Genomic DNA, 20,172 nt, shown 5'->3' with positions numbered 1-20,172 from the left:
GACTGATGAAGTTAGGCGACATGATCTGCACACCGAATTCATTGAACACATCCTGTATATGTCCGTGAAGAATACTTCTTACCCCGGCCAGCGATTCTCCCGCCTGAAGCCGGACCTGGAGTTCATACGCCACGTACCAGTCCTGCAGCGCCAGCTGGCGCACCAGTGGGGGAATGCTGCGGTTAATTCCTTGTGTGCGACTGGCGGCCAGTTCCAGCATCGCTTCGACCTGACGCCAGGGCGTGTCATAACCAATGGTGACGCTGGTCGTCATGTTGACGCCGTCGCCTTTCAACGTGGCGCTCAGGTTTACTATTCTGCCGCTGACGACCACAGCGTTGGGAACCGTCACCTCGTAATTCTCGCGGGTCAGAATTTTCGTTGCCAGCATGCCCACTTCGCTGACGACACCTTCATGATCGGCAATCCTGATAACTTCGCCTTTTCGCAGCGCGCGGGAATAGGTCAGTACCAGGCCGCTCATGGCATGGTTCATCACGCCTGCCGAGCCCAGCGTCAGCATCAGTCCGAAGAAAACGCTAATTCCTTTGAAGGCAAGCGAATTAGCGCCGGGTAAAAACGGATACGCCGCCGATAAGGCGAATAACCAGATGACAACGCTGATGAGTTTCCGGGTGACGCCAACGGTATCCGGATGCAGGCCCGGTAGGTGTAACTGCCCGGTCTCAACGCGTCTTAGCACCAGCCGGAGCAATCGCGTCACCAGCGCCGTGATCAGGAAGATGACAATAACAATCAGCATGCCCGGCAGCGCGGAAAGGATTGCCAGCCCGAGACGTTGCAGCAACCCTACCGCATAACCTCCCAGCTCCATGCCCCAAATCCGCGTCCAGGGAAAGAGCCGCAACACCCAGCTGATCCAGATGTAAAATACCACGAGGAGGGCAACGGTAAGCACAATGGCATACAGCCGTACTTCAATGGGACCGAGAAAAGCGCGCAGTGCGCCCGGAATTAAGCTTTTCCGCTGAGCGCGCCTTGCGGCATATATCCGCTTCAACCAGGCATAAGAGCGCAGGGCAAACAGGATAAACGCAATCAGTAATAGCGCTCCCACAAGGCTTTTACCCGCTGAGAGCAATAGATATCGCGATGAGTACTGCTCAGACAATGATTGCCTCAGCGTGTCCAGACGGAACCTGAGGCGCTCTGCAGCTTGCTCCAGCGTCAGATCGTCCCCTTCATCCAGATCGCCCTGCGCCAGTAACATAAAAGGTTTGCCGTTGACGGAAAAAAGCACAGCTGACTGTTGGTAGCGCGTCAATGTGTGCATCATTACCGGTTGAGCAAGGTCATTATCATCAAGCGTACGCAATATCGTCACGATGCGCTGGACGCGCTCCTCTGGCGTGGTCAGGCCAAACTTTGCCTGCAGCATCACTACTGGCTGATTAAGCAGATACAACGTCCGTGCTTTTTCCTGTGCCGAAGGTGCCTGACGCGGCTCCGCGCCCAGTACGTTTTGGAAAGTGAAGAGCAGCAGGAAACCGCACAGACACATCACCGCTTTAATCATTTTTGCCTCCAAAGCCGTACATTGCCTGGCGGTAAATCCATCCGTAAGGCAGTCATCAATACGCATTATTGAAATTGCCAGGTATACGAAATCAGAAAGCGTTTGTCGGGATCGTCCAGATAGGTGTTGTTATCCATAATGAACGTCAGAAGGTTAACTGAACTGTGTTTATCAAATTTGTAACCAGCGCCGATCCCGCCAAAATAGCCCCGGTAATGTTCACCTTCCTCATTTTTTGACCCATAAGAGCCTGCTGCAAAGCCGATCATCGTCAGTTCAGAGCTCAACGGGCGGAGGGTAAAGGCACCCAGATAGCCGCTGCTACCGGAAGTGGTGATGGTGCTGAACCCATATTCGGAGGGAATACCATCAGCGAACTGAGGCGCTTTACAATCTGCTGGATTTCCGGTGCTGCAGCCGGTTATCTCACCGGTGTTGTAGGTATATCCAGCCATGGGGAAAATCTGGAAACCGGCTGGCGCGAAGCCAAAATAGCTGAGAGGGATAAAGGTTCCGACGGAATAGTTAGTCTGGGAGGCGCCATTGGTATATTGGTTTTTACCAAAATTAAAGTTAACGATGCCTACCGGAAACAGCCATGACCCGCCCACTCGCCACTCGCTGGCATCACTGTTAACGCGCGCGTTCAGTTTTTTTGCCTGATCCAGCGCGACCGAACCGGAGAAAGAGAGATTACTGTCGTCCATGTCGTAGGTATCTGACCATGAAACGCCAACTTTAGTGGTTACCTTTGTTGGATCATCATCAAGTTTGTCGCGATTATCATTAACTCCAGCACTAAAAGCCGTCTGACTTAAAATCAGCAGCCAGAGAGACCCGCTCCATACAATCCCATTATTTCGTGTCATTGCTACTCTCCGGCCAGCCAGTAAATAGTCAATCCGGGCATTTGACCTGGCTCAGGAAGGTCTGATACCGCTGTTGGTTGTTTTCGGTCAGCGCTTTTACGGCTGACAGCACGGCAGAGTTATCATGGGTGCTGTCCAGAAAGTGAGTGCGTAATTGTTCATCGGATACCGTCGTCGGTATCTGACACTTGTGGCGCAGGTCATCGGTAATTTTCTGCTGCCTCAGTGCAAAGGCCAGATTTTCATAGGCCGAGTTAGCCTGGGCGACCATAGGTGACATCATCAGCGTCAAAACGATGGGTATCAGGTATTTCATATTTCCTCCCGGCCTGTTTCGGCCATAATTAGTAACCCGGCTAAGCCACTTACTGATTGCCTTGAGTCGCGGCACACTGCGCAGGGTCAAACACCGTTTTCCACTCTTTCTTCATATCGACGATGACCCAACCTTTTTGCGGTGCCAGTTTGAGCCCGCTAATAAGTTTGCCACTGGCGGGCGGATGCGCGTCGTAGGCATATTCACGCGCAGCATCGGTGTGATGAACTAGTAAACCAAAGGATTTGTACGTCGGATTAGCGGAAGTGTACTGAAGCATCGGCACATCGCCGTCGCTGTTACCGAAGGCACCGACCGGACGCCGCCCCATGAACAGATGGATGGCGACCGGTTTCATCGCTTCGTCATCGTAAAACGCGCCGTTCATGGTTTTACGCAATTGCGTACCGTTGTCAGTCAGAGAGAATTCACTCAGCGAAAAGGAGCCGACCACCTGTTCAGGCGGGATGCCGTACATTTTTTCGGCCAGCACGCGCATAAAATCGATGCCGCCGCCGGACACAATCCAGGTTTTGAAGCCGTTAGCTCGCAGATAATCGAGAAGCTGGCGCATCGGCTGATAGCCCAGATGATCATAGCGACAGCCGAAACGTGTATGCCGGTGGCTATCGACCCAGTTGCTGACGCGCTGGCTAAATTCCTCCGTCGTCATGCCGCTGTGCGTCAGCGTCATCAGCTGCATCAGCCCCTTTTTGCCAGCCTGCACCACGGTTTTCATATCGTCGTTAATCACCGCCTGCACTAATGCATCGCTTTTCCATTCCGGATGCTGTGGGGCGAGGCGTTTGATTTCATCTATCACGAACTGCAGCTGAAACGTCAGCGGCGCTTCCGGCCACAATGTGCCGTCATTATCAAACACCACATAACGTTGGCTGACAGGAATGAAGTCTTTGCTATTCGCTGTGGTGGTTTCGTTCACCCACGTCTCAATCGCCTGTTTGGCGTGACCCTCATTCCAGCTACTGAGCGGATCGTCTGCCGCGAATGCCGAACCAAAATGAGCAGTAATCAGCAATGCCAGCAGGGGTTTTAATTTCATCATCTTTTCCTTTTGGTCGGAATGAGGTCGGGTAGCGGGACGATTCGCCAGTATTCGCGCGTGCGATGGACCAGCCGTTGCAGGCTATGGCTAAGGGTGCGTCGGAAAAAGAAGCCCAGAAGAAGCAGCGCCAGTACCATCGCCGATCCCGCCAACAACGGCTTCCACTGCGTCGGGGCGCGAGCTTTCAGCGTCTGTTCACTGCCAGCTGGACGCGCTGCCGCAATGGTGTAATGCGCACCGGGTAATTGGGCCAGTTGCCACTGATGCTGGCGCGTATCCCACCAACGTAAACGCAAAGGCGGGATCACCAGTTCGCCGGACTGAGAAGGCAGATAACGCAGCCGTTCTTCACACTGAGCGCCGACAATCTCATCCCGCCCTTGTGTCAGGTTGCTATTGATCGGCGGCAAACGTTGCGCACCGGAACCGGGAATGGCATACAGCAGCTGCGGGATTTGCACAGCAATCACATCGGTGGCGCGCAATGTCACCACACGCTCAATCACGTCACCAACATGTAACTGCTTATCTTCTGTTGCGCGGTAAAGTTGCCATTGCTGCGAGAGTTCAAGAGTGCTGGCGGGTAAAAAACGGTCCGGCTGACGCACATCGGCAGGCCAGTTGACCGACTTCTGCAGGACCGGCAGCGACACCGTTTTTGGCGGCTGATTCGCTGAACGCATCACCACATCTGCGGCAGGAAAGCGAAGCGTGCCCTGATCCCACGCCATCACCTGACGTTCCATGCGGATGCCGCTCCAGCTGATACCGTCGCTATTGCGCGTAACCAGTTGGTTGGGCAGTGGCGTGTTAAGCAGGTTTCCGTTTTCAATCACCATTTCCGGCCATTGCGGCGGCGGATTAAACCAGCTGTCCGTCCAGAAGGTCACAGCAATCGTGATCGGCTGTCCCGGCACCAGTTGTTCCGGGGCAATCAACTCACGCGTCATGGTCATTTCGGCGCGCACCGGCAGGCTAAGCAGCAACAGCAGGCAAAGCAGAAGTCGCTTCATGGTTCCTCCGCCGGCGCTGAGCGGTAGAGATTTTCCAGTAAACCGCCGGGCGAAAGGGTCAGATTGCTGTACCACTGTTCAGCCGAAGGCGCGGCGGCGGCGATGGGCTTCATATCCAGCTGGTTCACGCCCTCATCGGGTTTGAGATCGTGCTTGATGGCGTCAGGGTCTTCATCCTTTTGTTCATGCTGATCGGCCTGCCGGTCGCGTTCTTTCTGCCGCAACTGCATGATGATATGGGCAATCTTCTCCCGGTTCTCCTGAGCCATCGCCCATTCAGGCCGTAAGCTCAGTGCCTGGTCGTAGCTGTTCAGCGCCTGCTGCCAGGATTTTTGCTGAGCGTAACAGTTGCCAATCCACAACAGACTTTCAGCCGTGGCGGGAACCTGACGAAAAGCCCCCAGCGCCTGGACGTAATCCTGCGCATAATAGAAGGCGATGCCACGTCGCAACGGGTCCTGAAAACGCTGGGCGGCGGCATCATAGTTACCGTGATTGAAGGCGAATTGTCCCTGCACATCGGGGCGGACCCAAGCGTCCAGCAGTGCGGCTGAACTGCCGGGAGACCAGATAAATAACGGCAGCATCACGACAGCCAGACAGAGCAGCTGTTGCCGCCACAGCAGTAACAGCAGCAATATAGGAATGACCAGCAGATAGCCGCTGTTCTTCCACTGCAAATCCTGTCGGCTGTTCTGCTGCGCCGTCACGCTCTGCTGAATGTTACCGTTGACCGCGCGCAGATCATCATCTTCGGCAGAGACCAGCGTCACCGGAATGCCGCCATCGCGAATTTGCTCGAAGCGCGCGACGTTAAGTCGCGTATCAATGCCCTGAGATGCCTGCGCTTCCGGCAATCTGCCACCGTTGGCCGTGCCCGCCACCCAGATCTGCAGCGGCAGATTTTGCTGCCGCAGCCAGTCTGCGTCCTGTTGTGCGACACTATCAGCAACCAGTATCAGCGCACGTGGAGCGTCAGGCGTTGAAGGCAGATTTTTAAGCGCAAGGGCGACCGCCTGCCGCAGTCCTGACCCCTCGCCCTGCGGTACCAGCGTGGGCTGCTGTGCCGTCAGGAAGAGGTTATAAAAATCCGCATCATTGGTCAGTGGTGTGGTGAGCCAGGCATTTGCGCTGTAAACCACTAAACCAAAGTGGCTGCCGGGCAGCTGCGCCATCAGCGCGGCAATTTTTTGCTGCATACGCTGATGACGGTCAGGCGGCACATCCTGCGCCAGCATGCTGAGATCCTGCTGCATGATCACCATCACATTGTTTTCTGGCGTGAAGGCGGCAGGCAAGTCGCGTTGCCAGCTCGGACCGGCTAACGCCAACACCCCTAAGGCAAACAGCCACGGCAGTACTTGTCGCGCCCGCACGCGCTGACCTTTGATCAACGCATCCGCAAACGGCTTGTCCATCACACGATGCCAGGCACTGCCTGAACGCTGGGCCAAAAAATAGAGCAGCGGACAAAGCAGCAAACTCAGTAATCGCCAGGGATAAATGAAGTGGAAATCGCTCATGCGCGTCGCCTCATCATGGTGCTGCTAATGGCAAACAGCAGTAACACAAGTAGCGCGAGGGCTAACGGCCAGATAAACAGCGGGCGATGCCAGGATAAACCCAGCGTTTTCACCTGTTCCGGCGTCTGCGCATCAATTTGCTGCCAGACCTGCGCCAGCGCATCGCGGTTGGTTGCGGCGCGCCACGCGTTACCGCCGGTGATATGAGCAATGTTTTCCAGCAGCGCCGTATCGACTTTATCCTCACCGCTGCTGTTGACATCACCAAAGGCGATGGTATGCACCATAACGTGATGCGAGGCGGCGAGCTGTGCGGCGAGCGTGGGTTGCAGTTGAGAGGCGGTGTCGTTGCCATCTGTCAGCAGAATCGCCATTTTCGAGGCATCGGCTTCAAGGCTGTGGTCTAGCAGTTTCACTGCCACGCCCAGCGCATCGCCTATTGCCGTTTGCTGACCAACCATGCCCGGTGCGAGCTGGCTAATGCGCGACTGCAGCGCCTGCTTATCTTCGCTGATCGGCGCGAAAGGCCACGCCTGACTGGCAAAAATAACCAGACCGATACGATCATTTTTGCGCTGGCTGATAAAAGTACGCACCGTTTGCTGAACCGCTTGCAAGCGCGTCTGACCATTCTGACCATCGTTTTTTTCCATTGAGCCGGAAACATCCAGAATCAGCACTATATTGCGCATGGGTTTTATCAGCGTTTTTGGCGGCATCAGGTATTCCGGCCGGGCAAGTGCAGTAATCATTAATATCCATACCGCCCAGAACAGCAGCCGATGTTGCCAGCTGGCTTGCGGTGCGGGCGCTGAGAGTTGCAGGGCTTCAGCCAGTTCAGGTAAAAAAGGGACCCGAACCTGTTCACTCACCGGCTGTTTTGCAGGAAACAGATAATGAGTCAGCAGCGGTAAAAACAGCAGCACGCCCGCCCACGGCCAGGCAAAATCGATGCGCGAAATAAACTCAGACATGAGGCAGCGTCTCCAGCCAGTGGCGTAACTGCTGGGCAATACGCTGATTGATACTGCTTTCCAGCCGATTGTCCGCCTGACAATAGCGACGACACATCAGCGTGCGCAATTCTTCGTCCAGCGATGTTTGCGCCAGAAGCTGTTCCGGCGTTTGCCACTGGCTGACCTGCGCGCGCGGGTGTTGCACCAGAAGCACCCGCTTAACCAGTGCAATCCAGCCGTCTACCTGCTGTTGCTCAAGCTGTTTTCTCGCTTCGCGGCGCCAGCGATTGCGACGAAAGCGAGCGAGCCCTATTAGCATGGCAATCAACATCGCCAGCAACAACATAACGCCGAGCACCATCCAGCCTGCAGGCAACGGGAACCATGAGGCGGCGCCAGGCAAAGCGGGATGTGCCAGTTCCGGCGTGCTAAATCCTTTTGCCAGCATGCACGTCCTCCTGTTGTAGCTGCGGCAGAATCGCTTCACCGGTCACCACGGTTTTTACCGTGATGCCCAGGCGCTGTAACCGGCGCTGCTGCTGCGACAGACGCTCGGTGACGCTCTGCTGAACCCGATCGCTGAGCTGTGAGGTGAGATTGAGTGTGGTGCTGACATCCTGGTAATAAGCCGCCAGCTGGCCGCGCGGCGGCAGGCGGCGATGAAGATCATCGAGTGTGACGTAGGCGGTAATTTCGCAGCGGCGGCGCAGATGAGCCAGCACCGCATCACAGCGCGCATCAAGATCGTGAAAATCACTGATAATCCCCAACCAGCTGCCGGAAGGCAGCAGGCGGACGATACGTTGCAGCGCGTCTGACAGAGAGACGGTTTGGCGAGGGTGTTGCGCATAATGCGCGGGAAGCTGAGTATTGATGCGCTGAATGTCAGTGAGGATCGGCATCAGGTTGCGTTTTGGTGCGCGACAGGGATGCAGCGCCAGTTCATCATCGCCCAATATCGCGCAGCCCAGCCGATCACCATCATGCCAGCTTCGCCATGCCAGCAATCCGGCAATATTTCCGGCGGCCACCGATTTCATCTGCATGCGGGTTCCGAAGTACATCTCCAGTCGCTGATCCACGAGGAGAAATACCGGGCGTTCCCGTTCCTCATTGTAGAGACGGATCCACGGTGTACGCAGGCGGGCGGTGGCTTTCCAGTCAATCAACCTGACGTCATCGCCCGGCTGATAGCGACGTAGGCTGTCGAAATTCAGCCCACGTCCCTGCTGGCGGGATACGCGTTCACCGGTTAACGCGCCGGGTGGGATTTGGCCCGGCGGATTATCGAGTTGCTGCGCGTCACCTGCCAGCGCCATTAGATCGGCCATTTCCAGCGTCAGCGGCATCACGCCACCACTGCGTTGAGAAGCATGGCGATTGCCTGATCGGGTGTGCAGTTGTCGGCGTTGGCCTGATAGCTCAGCAGCAGGCGATGACGGAGCACAGCCGGTGCAATGCGTTGAATATCTTCGGGCAACACAGCATCACGACCATCCAGCCACGCGCAGGCGCGACCGCACCGATCCAGAGCCAGCGTACCGCGCGGGCTGATGCCGAGGCTGATATAACTGGCAAAGGCATCGCTGACCTGATCGGGATGACGCGTCATCTCAACCAGATTAACGATGTACTGTTCTACCGTTGGCGCCACATATACTGTGGCAATTTCACGCCAGCAATCGGCGATGTTTAGTTGGCTGATCAGCAAGTCAGTTTCTGGTGTAGGAGCTTCATGCTGCGCTGCCTGGTATTTTGCCTGCTGCTCAGCACGCACCAGCTGCATCACCAACTGCTCATTCTCTTTCGATGGGTAATCAACAATCACCTTCATCAGAAAACGGTCGAGCTGGGCTTCGGGTAACGGCCAGGTGCCTTCCTGATCGACCGGGTTTTGTGTCGCCAGCACCATGAATATCCCCGGCAGCGGCCAGGTTTTGCCCGCAACGGTCACGTGACGCTCTTCCATCGCCTCCAGCAGCGCCGACTGCACGCGGGCTGAGGCGCGGTTGATTTCATCGGCGAGGATAATGTTGCCGAATACCGGCCCGGGACGAAAACGAAACTGATCCTCTTCGCGTGTGGCATTTTGCTGATAGATTTCGCTGCCGGTAATGTCGGAAGGCAGCAGGTCAGGCGTGAACTGAATGCGGCGGAATTCGCCTTCGATGTGACGCGCTAGTTCCCGCACCGCACGGGTTTTCGCCAGACCCGGTAAGCCTTCCAGCAGCACATGTCCGTCACACAACAAGGCGACGATCAGCATCCGCACCAGCTCCTGCTGACCAATCACCTGCTGATTCATGCTGGCTTCCAGCGCCAGCAGCTTGTCACGGTTATTCATCATGCGGGTTCCACCGTCTTACGTTGCAACAGCGTGGCGATGCCCAACAGCATCGGCTGCGCATAATCAAAGAACGCCTTGATGCCGGGACAGAGATAATTCATGCCCAATTCGCCGTCTTCGCTTCTGACAATGCGGTTTTTCGGGCATTCGCCATAACAGAGTTTCAGGTAAGGACAGCGTTTGCAGGCAGCGGGCAGCGTATCGCGCTTGCCTAAACCAAAGGCTTTTTGACGTTCGGAAAAGGCCATGTGCGCCAGTTTGGTGCTCTGTACATTGCCTAACTTGTATTCGGGATAGACGTAGTGATCGCAGGAGAAGATGTCGCCGTTTTTCTCAATTGCCAGGCCTTTGCCGCAGAACTCGGAGGTGATGCATATCTGCGCCGGCATTCCCATGGTCTGCGCCACCGCCGTTTCAAATAGGTTAACCTGCACGCGGCCTAAATCGTTGTTCACCCACTCTTCGAAGACCGCAATCAGGAAGCTTCCCCAGTCATCCGGATCGACAGACCAGTCGGTGACGATGGAGTCGAGGTCGCCGGGGCGCGCGCGGCGGGAACCGGTTACCGGAATGGTGTCGTCGTGCCAGAACTGCGGTGCCGTTTGCTTGAAATCAACCGGCTCAACGCAGGGATTGAACTGGATATAGGTGGCACCCAGTTCGCGCGTCAGAAAACGATAAACCTCAAGCGGGAAGCGCGCGTTGGTGCGGTTAACGGTAACCAGAGCGTTAAAGGGAACATGATGGCGCTTCAACGCAGCAACGCCCGCCATCACTTTTTCAAACGTGGGTTTACCGCTGCGCGTCACGCGGTAGCGATCGTGCAGTTCCGCCGGGCCATCGATTGAAATGCCGACTAAAAAGTTGTGCTGACGCAGAAAGCGCGCCCAGTTGTCATTCAGCAGAATGCCGTTGGTCTGCAGATCGTTTTCAATACGCTGGCCAGGCTTCTGGTATTTCTTCTGCAGCACGACGATTTTTTCGAAGTACTCCAATCCCATCAGCGTCGGTTCGCCGCCTTGCCAGGAGAAAACCACCTGCTCGCCATCCTGGCTGTCGATATATTGCCGGATAAAGGTTTCCAGCACCTCATCGCTCATGCCGCTGTGTCGATCCTGTTCCAGCAGCTGTTCTTTATGCAGGTAAAAGCAGTAGTTGCAGTCGATATTGCAGCGTGACCCAGTGGGTTTTGCCATCACGTGAAAGCGTCGGGTGTAAGCCGGTCCCTTGCCGCTGAACTTTTCCGCCGTAGGCAGCGGTTTAACCGGCAACGTTGTGCTGTATTTCATGAACGCCTCCTGAATACCGGGTGAAGTATTTCACCCGGTGTTGTGGTCAGAGCATCAGTTGGTGGCCGGACTGCCTTCCTCAATAAGTTTCGACACATCAGAGACGGTAAATGAACCCGGTTTCTGCCGTGGCGGGAACTCTTTGAAGCTTTGCAGCATTTCAGTGGCATATTTCTGCGCACCGCCCAGCAGGAACAGGCGATCATAGAACCAGTGGTTGTAGTCCATGCCATCGGTGCCTTTTTCCAGCGGATCGATTTTCAAATCAAAGATCAGTGGCACACGCAGTTTGACGAACGGGTATTTCCACACATCCATGCCTGTACGTTCCTGGATCATGAAGTGGGCTTTCCAGCGACCGTAGCGCATCGCCAGCAGATCACCGTCATCACTCCAGTAGAAGAATTCTTTGCGCGGATCCTCCTGCGTTTTACCGGTGATGAAATCAAGCTGGTTATAACCATCCAGATGCACTTTGTAGGTCATAGCACTGGTTTTATAACCCTTGAGTAACTGCTGTTTAATGTCCGGCACGCCCGCTGCAGCAACCAGCGTCGGGAACCAGTCATTACTGCCGAAGATGTCGTTGATCAGCGTGCCCGGCTTAATATGCCCCGGCCATTTGACCATCGCTGGTACGCGGAAGCCGCCTTCCCAGCCGGTGTTTTTCTCACCGCGGAACGGTGTGATACCGGCATCAGGCCAGGTGGCCGTCATCGGGCCGTTATCGGTGGTGTAAACAACAATGGTGTTATCTTCAATGCCGAGGTCTTTGATTTTCTTCAGTACTTCACCGACGATTTTGTCGTGCTCTACCATGCCATCAGCGTAGTCACCCAAGCCGGTCACGCCTTTATCGGCCGGTTTGATATGGGTTTTGTTATGCATGCGCGTGGTGTTGTACCAGGTAAAGAACGGTTTGTTGGCTTTGACCTGCCGCTCCATGAAGTCGTTGTTGGCTGCCAACGTCTCTTCATCCACGGTTTCCATACGTTTAATGTTGAGTGGACCGGTATCCTCAACTTTCCCATCAGCGGTGGACTTAATGACGCCACGCGGGCCGAACTGTTTCTTATAATCCGGATCTTGCGGGTAATCCGGATTCTCCGGTTCCTCTTCGGCATTCAGGTGATAAAGGTTGCCCATGAATTCGTCAAAGCCATGCGCGGTGGGCAGAAACTCATTGCGGTCGCCAAGATGATTTTTACCAAACTGGCCGGTGGCATAACCGAGTTGTTTGAGGATATTGGCAATGGTGGGATCTTCTTTCTGCAATCCTTGCGGTGCTCCCGGCATGCCCACCTTGCTCATCCCGGTACGGAATGGCATCTGCCCGGTTATGAAGGAGGAACGACCGGCGGTGGAGCTTTGTTCCGCATAGTAAGAAGTGAACTTGGCGCCTTCGGCCGCAATGCTGTCGATATTGGGCGTTTGGTAGCCCAGCATTCCCTGATTGTAGGTACTGACGTTCCAGTACCCGATGTCATCACCGAATATCACTACAATGTTGGGCTTTTGATTGTTCTGCTCCGGCGCCGTCGTGGTATTGCTGGCCGGGGCTGCATAAGCGCTGGTCGCACAGCAGGCGACAGACAACATCGAGGCGAGCAGCGATTTGCAAAATGGCACTTTTGACATTTCTGTGCTCCAGTTAAATGGACTCTCAAAGGAAAGGCAGTGATTTCGCCCGCCCGGTCAGATCGTTCGACAGTAAGTTATGTGATGCGCCTCCTTAGTTGGCCGGGTCAGAAAGTCCGGCTGTAGTTGATGCCAAAGAAATAGAGAGCAGGATTGTCATAGCGTCCTTTAACCAGCGGCGATGAGACCTGTGACGAGTCAATGTGCGCGTATTCGAAGGCGGTGCCGATGCTGCTGTCAGGATCGAGTTGGTAACGCGCACCAACGCCCCAGCGCCAGGTATCGCCAGACGGCATCGTCAGAGAGGTATCCTGCTGGTTGCGGTAGAAACTGCTGTCAAAGGCAACGCCAGTGTTTATCGTCCAGTCAGCAGAGAGTTTGAACTGGGTGCCGAGTGCGAGGTGCCAGGTATCACGCAGACGCCCGTTGTCGCCCACCTGATTCCCTGCCACGGTAATTTCGCTGTTGCTGTAATCGCTCCAGTCCTGCCATCCCGCATCCCCCATAACTGCCCAGCGATCGTTCAACTGATGGAAAACGCTGAGCATGATTTGTTGGGGCGTATTGACGGTGGCTGCGATAGGCAACGTCCAGGAAGGAGAGTTATTCAGCTGGTCAAGACGAACCGTGTTGTTAACGTTGAAGTGATAATTGGTCCGGCTGGTATAGGTTAATCCGGCACGCGTTTGTGGGGTAAACTGCCATAACGCACCTATTTTTCCGTTGAGCGCCCAGTCATGATCGGATAGCTCATCGCCTCGGGCGCGCTTGATTTTTAGCAGGCCATAGTTGATCCCGACACCCGCACCCAGCGACAAGGCATCATTGATTTGCCACGCCAGCGCGGGCATCAGCGTTACGGCCAGCAGCGTACTGTCTTTAATCAGGTTGTCACCAGCCCAGTCGCCGAAATGTAGGCCGAGTCCGTAGTTGCCATAAAATCCTACTCCGGCACTGACGGTTGGGCTGATCCGTTGCGTGTAGAAAGCGCTGCCACCGGGAAACCAGCCAATGACATTCCCAGGGCTGTTACCACTCAGTTGTGCATCGTCGTCCAGTCGGTATGGCGCGTCGCCATATAAAGCCTGCGCACCCCCAGTGAGTATTTTATCTGGCAACAGGGTCATGCCAGCAGGATTGGTAAAGAGCGTTGAGGCATCCTGCGCACGCGCCGCCTGACCTGCACCGGCCAGACCTACATCATCCGTACCAATTTCATAAAGATAAAGTCCACTCGCGCATGCTGATGAAATGTTAAATAGAATAGCCAGAGGTATTATTTTGCGCATTAAACTTTCTCTTTAAAGTTATTGAGAACAGTCAGTTAAATGAGACAGAATATCGATGAAAAACATCGCGAAACGCCAGAAACAACTCTGTGGTTTCATCAACTTGAATCAAATAATCACTGGCAGCAAAATAAACATGTTGCAATAAAGCAATTCAGGGGTTTATAAAATTCAACGTAACCCGAGGATAAAAATAGTTTTATTTACATTTTGATACTTAAGTTAGCCTGTTTTTGTTGTTCAGCAACATAAAAATGAGAATTTAATGCATCGCCGCTCGATTTTTTGAACTAAGTCAGACTTTTCATCACAGGAACAGACTTGGGTAATAAATTAAAATAAATCAATAATTTAAATAGTTAATTTTGGGTTAATGTGGAGAGTGGGGTTTTGTTAAAAACCCTATAATTCAATGTTATAAAGCATTATTGGTTTATGCTGATTTTTTCGGATTATAGCCATTAATAAATTTTTAGTTTTATCAGGTGGAATGTGGTTAATGTAATGAAAATGAAATCCTTTATGAAAAAAGTGACTATGAATCTATGTATGATGAGTTGGCCTGGCTAATGCATTCATCCCATCATCAACAGCAACAATGTGAGCAGGCAACCAAATTTTAGCGGTTTGCATTATTCTTAATACCTGCAAACGATATGTAATTGCCCTGTTTTAAGTTGATCATGATTGGCTTTTGTTGCAACAAAGATCACCAGAGAAAGGCAAATCACTTAAATCAAAAATAACAGCTATACATTGCTCTGTGCCTGCTGATGTTATGAACGATGTATCACAGAAAACTGACGAATAGGGTGGGGAATTCTTATCATTACTTTCGAAATGAAACTCCCAGTCTGCTTGTGTAGTTCAGGCCGATACAGTCTGGCTTATCAACGGAGATCGACTCAGTGGAACAGTTCAATCACTACATGATGGGGTACTTGAGTTAAAAACTAATTACGCCGGTCTTATGAAGATTAACTGGACATCAGTGAGTACCATGGAAAGTGAATCCCAGATATCCATTGGTAACAATAAAACCAAAGAAAAGTATCCTGCTTCTTTTTTTCCTTACAATGCTGGATATGTTGTGATTAAACACGGAGATAAAAAGGAAATAGTGTCTATCAGGCGCTTAGATGAGTTTATGAAAGCAGAGGTAAGAACTGATGAGTGGGACTGGTCTGGGAACATTGATGCTGACGTAAACCTTAAAAATGCTTCTAGCAGAACAGATGACTATACCTTTTCGATGAATACCAAATTTAAAAAAGAAAAGTGGAGACACGATGTCTCTGCAACTTACAATCGGGAGGTCGAAGATGAGAGTGTTAACACGGATAATTACAGTTTTCGCTATGCCTTCGACTACATGTTTGAAGAGAAATATTTCTGGCAGTCACGGTTGAGTTATAAACGTGACTGGGTAGAAGACTTGTCCAGGCAATTTCTGATTGGTACCGGCCCCGGATATCAGTTGTGGGATGATGATACAGGTGCTTTTTCTGTTTCATTTCTGGCTGGAGCTTTCAGCTATGGCTACAGTGACGACGAGCAGGATAGTCATTTGGGAGCAACCCTGCATTGGGACTACCAGCGGTTCTTAATCGATAAAACTATTACTCTGTACAGCAATGGTGAACTTGGACATTCTCTGGATAATGAAGGAGTAATATCAGTGGATGCAGAACTTGGTGTGAGGTATGCGCTGACTACCTGGTCAACTTTCCATGTTGGTTATCACAGGAATATTGTCAGGGGGACACGAGATACACTGGATGAGCGTGTATTTTCAACGGGTTTAGGTATGACCTGGAAATGAACATGGTGTATAAATCCCTGCGTACATATGCACTGCCAGCCATAACGACTGGCAGTGACCAAATTATTTATAGACGGTAGCTGTCCCCTGAACTTTTCCTTCAACCCTTGCAGAGGTAATCACGTAATATTTACCACCTTTCTCATCTGCCAGCTTTGATAATTCGTCTTTAGCATCTTTTGGATCGGTGAACGTGCCCGAAGTTGAAACTGTTGCAACCTCGGTGTAGTTTTTGGCTTCTTCTTTACTGATTTCCTGAGCCGCAAACACGCTGGTTGTTACGAATGCTGCTCCAGCCAGAATCATTGCCTTCATCATCACATTTTTCATTTTTACACTCCGAATTGTTAAAATTAACAACATTGAAACATAGTCATGAATACTATCCGTCATGAACATTTAGAGTAGACCTCTTAATGCCTGCTAAGTATTTATTTAACATCCAAAAATATCAATCAAACATTTTGTTATTTACAGCAGTCGGTTGAAAAACAGGAAGTAAATTGATTATTGTGATCAGTGGCAAGTTAAACCTCAATGTTTTTTGACTTAATTGTAAACGTGGTCTAGCACAATATTAAGGGCCAATCTTTACTATTAGATATATGTGAATAATCTTCTGCATTTGCATTAACCCCCATATTTCTTAAAGGTTTAAGGCAAGTGCCAGGTCATAATTCCCCTGTGCTTTATTATGGAAATTTAAAAATTTACCTGCGGGTGAAATTCTTTTTTTCTTATTACATTTTGTAATCTTTGTACTACTGTTGATCGTAAGCTTTATATTAAGGATTGGTACATTTTGTGACATTGGAATTCATTCAAAAACAAAAGGTTGAAAAATTATAGGGCGGGTGCGTTTATGAACTTTGTTTATAGGCTTATCTGGAGCGCATCAAGAAGTATTTTTGTTCCCGTGTCCGAAATCACAAAAAGTCATCATGGTTCGGGCCAAAAAGCATGCCTCTCACTGCAGCTGTCGGGACTATTAATTCTGATTATTTCATTAGGATCCGCTCGTGCGGATGACATCCAATGGATTGACGCCTACCCGAGCTATAGTTTTCCAGATAATCAGGGCATTAATTATGACTCCCTATTAAGCACTGGCTCGGCTTTCACCATCGACAGTGCGCCACTAACCAATCATTTTGCTCCGGGTACGACACTCAATATTCTAGGTCCTCTTCCAGGTTTTGCTGCGGGTAGCAATGGGACTTCAACCAGTGTCCGGGTTTTCGACGCCCTGGCGGGTGGAGGGGGAACGAATGCAGGTAGGATCACGTCTATTACGGCGACTGATTCCCAGGGCAACATCACGCCAATTACAGCCGAAAATATCAATCAGTTCACGTATTCTCCTTCGCCTGCTAATCCCCAGCAAAATCAGGAACTGAATGTTGAAATTCCTGGCCTTGAGGGCAGCTATCAGGTCATTAATATCTATGATTCAACCACCTTTGTATCTGCCGGTGACACGCCGGTAAGCGACTTAATGCTGTCGGTTTATGATCCCGACTCATTCCGCATTTATAACAATTTTGGCATTGTTTCAGTTGCTTCTTCCGGAGGTACAGCAAATATCAATGTCGGGGATGATACGACGGGTATAACGCCAGTTTCGGCGCCGACAAACACACTCGACTTGCTGGCCAAAAACAGCGTTCTCGCCAAGGCGGATGGAACGGGTACCGCACAGAGCCAGGTGAACTGGTTATCGGATAATCTCATCTATTTTCGCCCGGCAGCTGTCATTTCAAATGATAGCCAGAGCATCTCAGCACAGAGTGCGCAATATGATTACACGCTGACAATTCCAAATTATGTGCAGGTCGGGCAGCGCGTGCTTCAGGCGGGTTCAAGAACGTTTAATATTACGTCTTCAGCTGATATCGCTGAGGTCAATGATTATCTGACCGGACAAAACGCCTATGCAGGAAAGCCACAAGTCCAGTACTGGCTAACCGCCGGGGCAACGGTGAATGGCGAGGTCATTGATTCCGCTCCTGAAGCTCAGTCGGTCTATAACGCCATCATCACGGGTCTGCTGGATCAGCAGCAGCAAACCTCAATCAACCTGACTTATCACGTCTGGGATGATCAGGCTTCTCACACGAATAATGCTACATTGCCTGTGGGTGATTTGAATGTCATTTACGCGACAGGAAACAATGCTGCTGGTTCAGTAAACAGTAGCGGCATACTAGCCGTAGATGGTGCAAGTGCAGTGATGCGCGGCGATGCCGGCGCGCTACTCACCAATGATGGAACAATTAATCACTGGCGAAGTGACAGTGCCAGCCCTACATCCATCGGGATGCAGGTGACCAACGCAACGGCGATTAACAATGGCACCCTCAATGCCGGATTGTTTTTAGAAAAAGATGGTACCAACCAGGACGTCAGCAATGCCGGCAGTATCGCGATGCAGGGCCTGGAGCAAAGCACACTTACCAACAACGGCCATATCAATATTGCGATTACCGATAGCACAACCGCTAATGCCCGTGGCATGTCGGTATCCGGTACCAGCAGTGCTACCAACACCAGCGATGGGACTATAGTCCTCACAGGTAACAGCCGAAACAGCGCAGGGCGTGCTGCAGGCTATGGCATCTATGCCGAGCAAAGTGCCAGTGTGCTCAATCAAGGGGCAATCTATCTGGGTTATGCGCCGGCCACTGACGCCACCGTGCCTGCGTTTGTCCCTTTAACTGGCGGCAGTGCGCTTACCGCCGGTATCTATTCCACCAGCAGTGGCAACATTCTTAACGATGGAAATATTTTCATCGGGGACAGCACGCGTAATGCCGTTGGGATTTTCACCAATTCCGCTACGGGATCGCTGATAAATAATGGTTCTATCAACGTACTGGGCAGGCTGATTAATGGATCGGCAGCAAGTAACTATGGCCTGTATGTGGTCGATAACCAGGGAAGCGTCACTAACAACGGTAATATTTTCGTTGATGGCGACAACAACGTGGCCATTTACCTGCAGGCGCAAAATGCAGCGGCGAATGTTACCTCGTCGGCAAGCAGTAGCATCACCGTGGGGAGCGCCGGCGACACCGGTGGTAGCGACGGAAATGTTTATACCTATCGAAACTATGCCGTCTATGCCGAAGGACTCAACAATCAGCCTGCTCAGGTCGATCTTCAGGCTACGATTCGATTGTTGTCAGCCGGTGCAATTGGGGTGCACGCACGCGGCGATGCGCTAATTAATATCGGCAATGCGGCATCGCTGACATTCGAAAACGACCATCAAATTGGGTATTACGCCTGGGGTAATCTGGCAAAAATTAACATCAGCAACGCCAATATCAATGACAACGGGCAGGCTAATTCCGTGCTGTTTGCTGTTGATAACGGTGCCGTGTTCAATGGCGATAATGGCAGCGGTAGCGGGTATCAGCTTACCATCAGTGGCGACAGCTCTATCGGTGTAATTGCTAATGGCGTGGATGATGGCGGTACAGCGGATGAGTCTGACGATATTGCCAGTTCGCTCATCACCGGGCCCGCAACCATTCATGTAAACGGTGACAATGCGGTTGGTGTGCTGGTTTCGGGAGGCGCCGCAGGCACTATCAGCGATGGCGGTATCGTGCTTGACCACGATAATACGACCGCCGTCCGTATTGATGGCCGCAATTACAATATTGATGGCACGCTGGACAGCGATCAACGATTAACTAATGTTACCTCCACCGCCTCAACCACCAGCTCGTCCAGTCAAAGTGGTATTACGGGCTACGACATCTCCCATGCGGGTAATCTGGTTTTGAATGGTGTGAGCGGAATCAATTTAAATGGCAGTAGCGGGAAAGGCGTGTGGCTGCACGATGGCGGCAGTGCCACGGTTAATGCTCCTGTCAGCGTTCTGGGAAATGACAACATCGGCGTTGACATTCAGAACAGTGGCACACTGACCAACAACAGTGCCATTAGCGTGGGTGGTGCTGCGAACAGTGGGAATGTCGGGATTAGGGTACAGGGCGCAGGCGCTGTTGTGAATCGGTTAGGCAGTGTAAGCGCCAATGGTGGACTGGCGGCCGTACAACTCACTGGCAGTGGGGCCGCTTTGACCGTGAACGGCAATGCGAATCAGATTACCGCATCTGGCGGCGCAGATGGCGTCCGCATGGACAACGGTGCCAGTAGCTTCACGGCCAGTAATACCACGATTGATATCGCTGACAGCGGTGCGGGCATTAATAACAACGCGAATACCGCCAACATTAACCTCAACAATGTGACGATTAATGCCTCTAATGGACCGGCAATCCGTACCGCCGTGACCTTTAATGCGCAGGGCAGCGGCAATGTTCTAAACGTCAGTGGCAATGGTCAGGGATTTGCTTTCGAGGACAGTAATGGTAATGCCACCACGGGTAATCTCACGATTAGCAATGGTTACACCATTAATGGTAGTGGTGCAGACAGTATCGGCATTCTGGGGAATACTAATGGTAGCGTGAGCTCAGGGGCCAACATCACCATG

The 20,172-nt window shown here is 52.1% G+C and carries 16 protein-coding genes; 2 read left to right on the top strand and 14 right to left on the bottom strand.

Annotated elements, in window-relative coordinates:
- The 13 genes from RTY00_RS04210 to RTY00_RS04150 all read right to left on the bottom strand — a co-directional run.
- The coding region (locus tag RTY00_RS04210; RefSeq protein ID WP_409519114.1) for a mechanosensitive ion channel family protein at positions 1 to 1,537 on the bottom strand (1,537 nt) is incomplete at its 3' end.
- Between the two features lie 65 nt (positions 1,538 to 1,602).
- Positions 1,603 to 2,406 (bottom strand): hypothetical protein, encoded by an 804-nt coding sequence (locus RTY00_RS04205; protein ID WP_312663515.1) that lies wholly within the window; start codon positions 2,404 to 2,406, stop codon positions 1,603 to 1,605.
- Between the two features lie 28 nt (positions 2,407 to 2,434).
- Positions 2,435 to 2,722 carry a YicS family protein gene (locus RTY00_RS04200; protein ID WP_312663514.1) on the bottom strand — a complete coding sequence of 96 codons (288 nt, stop codon included), beginning with the start codon at positions 2,720 to 2,722 and terminating at the stop codon, positions 2,435 to 2,437.
- A gap of 49 nt (positions 2,723 to 2,771) precedes the next feature.
- Entirely contained in the window at positions 2,772 to 3,785 is a 1,014-nt protein-coding gene (locus RTY00_RS04195; protein WP_312663512.1) for an HAD family hydrolase, read from the bottom strand.
- Complete coding sequence (locus RTY00_RS04190) at positions 3,785 to 4,801, bottom strand: oxygen tolerance domain protein (RefSeq protein ID WP_312663511.1); 1,017 nt, start codon at positions 4,799 to 4,801, stop codon at positions 3,785 to 3,787. The genes RTY00_RS04195 and RTY00_RS04190 overlap by 1 nt, the downstream gene beginning before the upstream one ends.
- A complete protein-coding gene (locus RTY00_RS04185) occupies positions 4,798 to 6,324 on the bottom strand; it encodes a VWA domain-containing protein (protein WP_312663510.1) in 1,527 nt (508 codons plus the stop codon). The genes RTY00_RS04190 and RTY00_RS04185 overlap by 4 nt, the downstream gene beginning before the upstream one ends.
- A complete protein-coding gene (locus RTY00_RS04180) occupies positions 6,321 to 7,298 on the bottom strand; it encodes a VWA domain-containing protein (RefSeq protein WP_312663509.1) in 978 nt (325 codons plus the stop codon). Before RTY00_RS04180 ends, RTY00_RS04185 begins: the two co-directional genes overlap by 4 nt.
- Positions 7,291 to 7,728: a DUF4381 family protein gene (locus RTY00_RS04175; RefSeq protein WP_312663508.1), complete on the bottom strand. Its 438-nt coding sequence runs from the start codon at positions 7,726 to 7,728 to the stop codon at positions 7,291 to 7,293. Before RTY00_RS04175 ends, RTY00_RS04180 begins: the two co-directional genes overlap by 8 nt.
- On the bottom strand, positions 7,709 to 8,629 hold the full coding sequence (locus tag RTY00_RS04170; protein ID WP_312663506.1) for a DUF58 domain-containing protein: 921 nt from the start codon (positions 8,627 to 8,629) through the stop codon (positions 7,709 to 7,711). The genes RTY00_RS04175 and RTY00_RS04170 overlap by 20 nt, the downstream gene beginning before the upstream one ends.
- Positions 8,629 to 9,624, bottom strand: coding sequence for a MoxR family ATPase (locus RTY00_RS04165; protein ID WP_312663517.1), 996 nt, complete (start codon positions 9,622 to 9,624; stop codon positions 8,629 to 8,631). The genes RTY00_RS04170 and RTY00_RS04165 overlap by 1 nt, the downstream gene beginning before the upstream one ends.
- Entirely contained in the window at positions 9,624 to 10,916 is a 1,293-nt protein-coding gene (locus RTY00_RS04160; protein WP_312663505.1) for an anaerobic sulfatase maturase, read from the bottom strand. The genes RTY00_RS04165 and RTY00_RS04160 overlap by 1 nt, the downstream gene beginning before the upstream one ends.
- A gap of 54 nt (positions 10,917 to 10,970) precedes the next feature.
- Positions 10,971 to 12,554, bottom strand: a complete 1,584-nt coding sequence (locus RTY00_RS04155; RefSeq protein WP_312663504.1) for an arylsulfatase — start codon at positions 12,552 to 12,554, stop codon at positions 10,971 to 10,973.
- Between the two features lie 107 nt (positions 12,555 to 12,661).
- The gene (locus RTY00_RS04150) at positions 12,662 to 13,843 is read right to left on the bottom strand and encodes an outer membrane protein transport protein (protein ID WP_312663503.1); all 1,182 of its coding nucleotides are present in this window, start codon (positions 13,841 to 13,843) and stop codon (positions 12,662 to 12,664) included.
- Positions 13,844 to 14,843: 1,000 nt separating this feature from the next.
- On the opposite strand from RTY00_RS04150, the gene RTY00_RS04145 reads away from it, so the two are divergent.
- On the top strand, positions 14,844 to 15,665 hold the full coding sequence (locus RTY00_RS04145; protein WP_312663501.1) for a DUF481 domain-containing protein: 822 nt from the start codon (positions 14,844 to 14,846) through the stop codon (positions 15,663 to 15,665).
- 63 nt (positions 15,666 to 15,728) lie between these two features.
- Here the strand turns inward: RTY00_RS04145 and RTY00_RS04140 are convergent, their stop codons facing one another.
- Positions 15,729 to 15,995, bottom strand: coding sequence for a YdgH/BhsA/McbA-like domain containing protein (locus RTY00_RS04140; RefSeq protein ID WP_283227523.1), 267 nt, complete (start codon positions 15,993 to 15,995; stop codon positions 15,729 to 15,731).
- A 532-nt stretch (positions 15,996 to 16,527) separates the two neighbouring features.
- Between RTY00_RS04140 and RTY00_RS04135 the strand changes: the two genes are divergently transcribed.
- On the top strand, positions 16,528 to 20,172 hold a 3,645-nt coding region (locus tag RTY00_RS04135), incomplete at its 3' end, for an ESPR domain-containing protein (protein WP_312663500.1).

This window comes from Pantoea sp. CTOTU49201 (assembly GCF_032054795.1).
Classification (GTDB): Bacteria; Pseudomonadota; Gammaproteobacteria; order Enterobacterales; family Enterobacteriaceae; genus Pantoea; species Pantoea symbiotica.
This window is presented reverse-complemented; position numbering and strand designations above follow the sequence as displayed.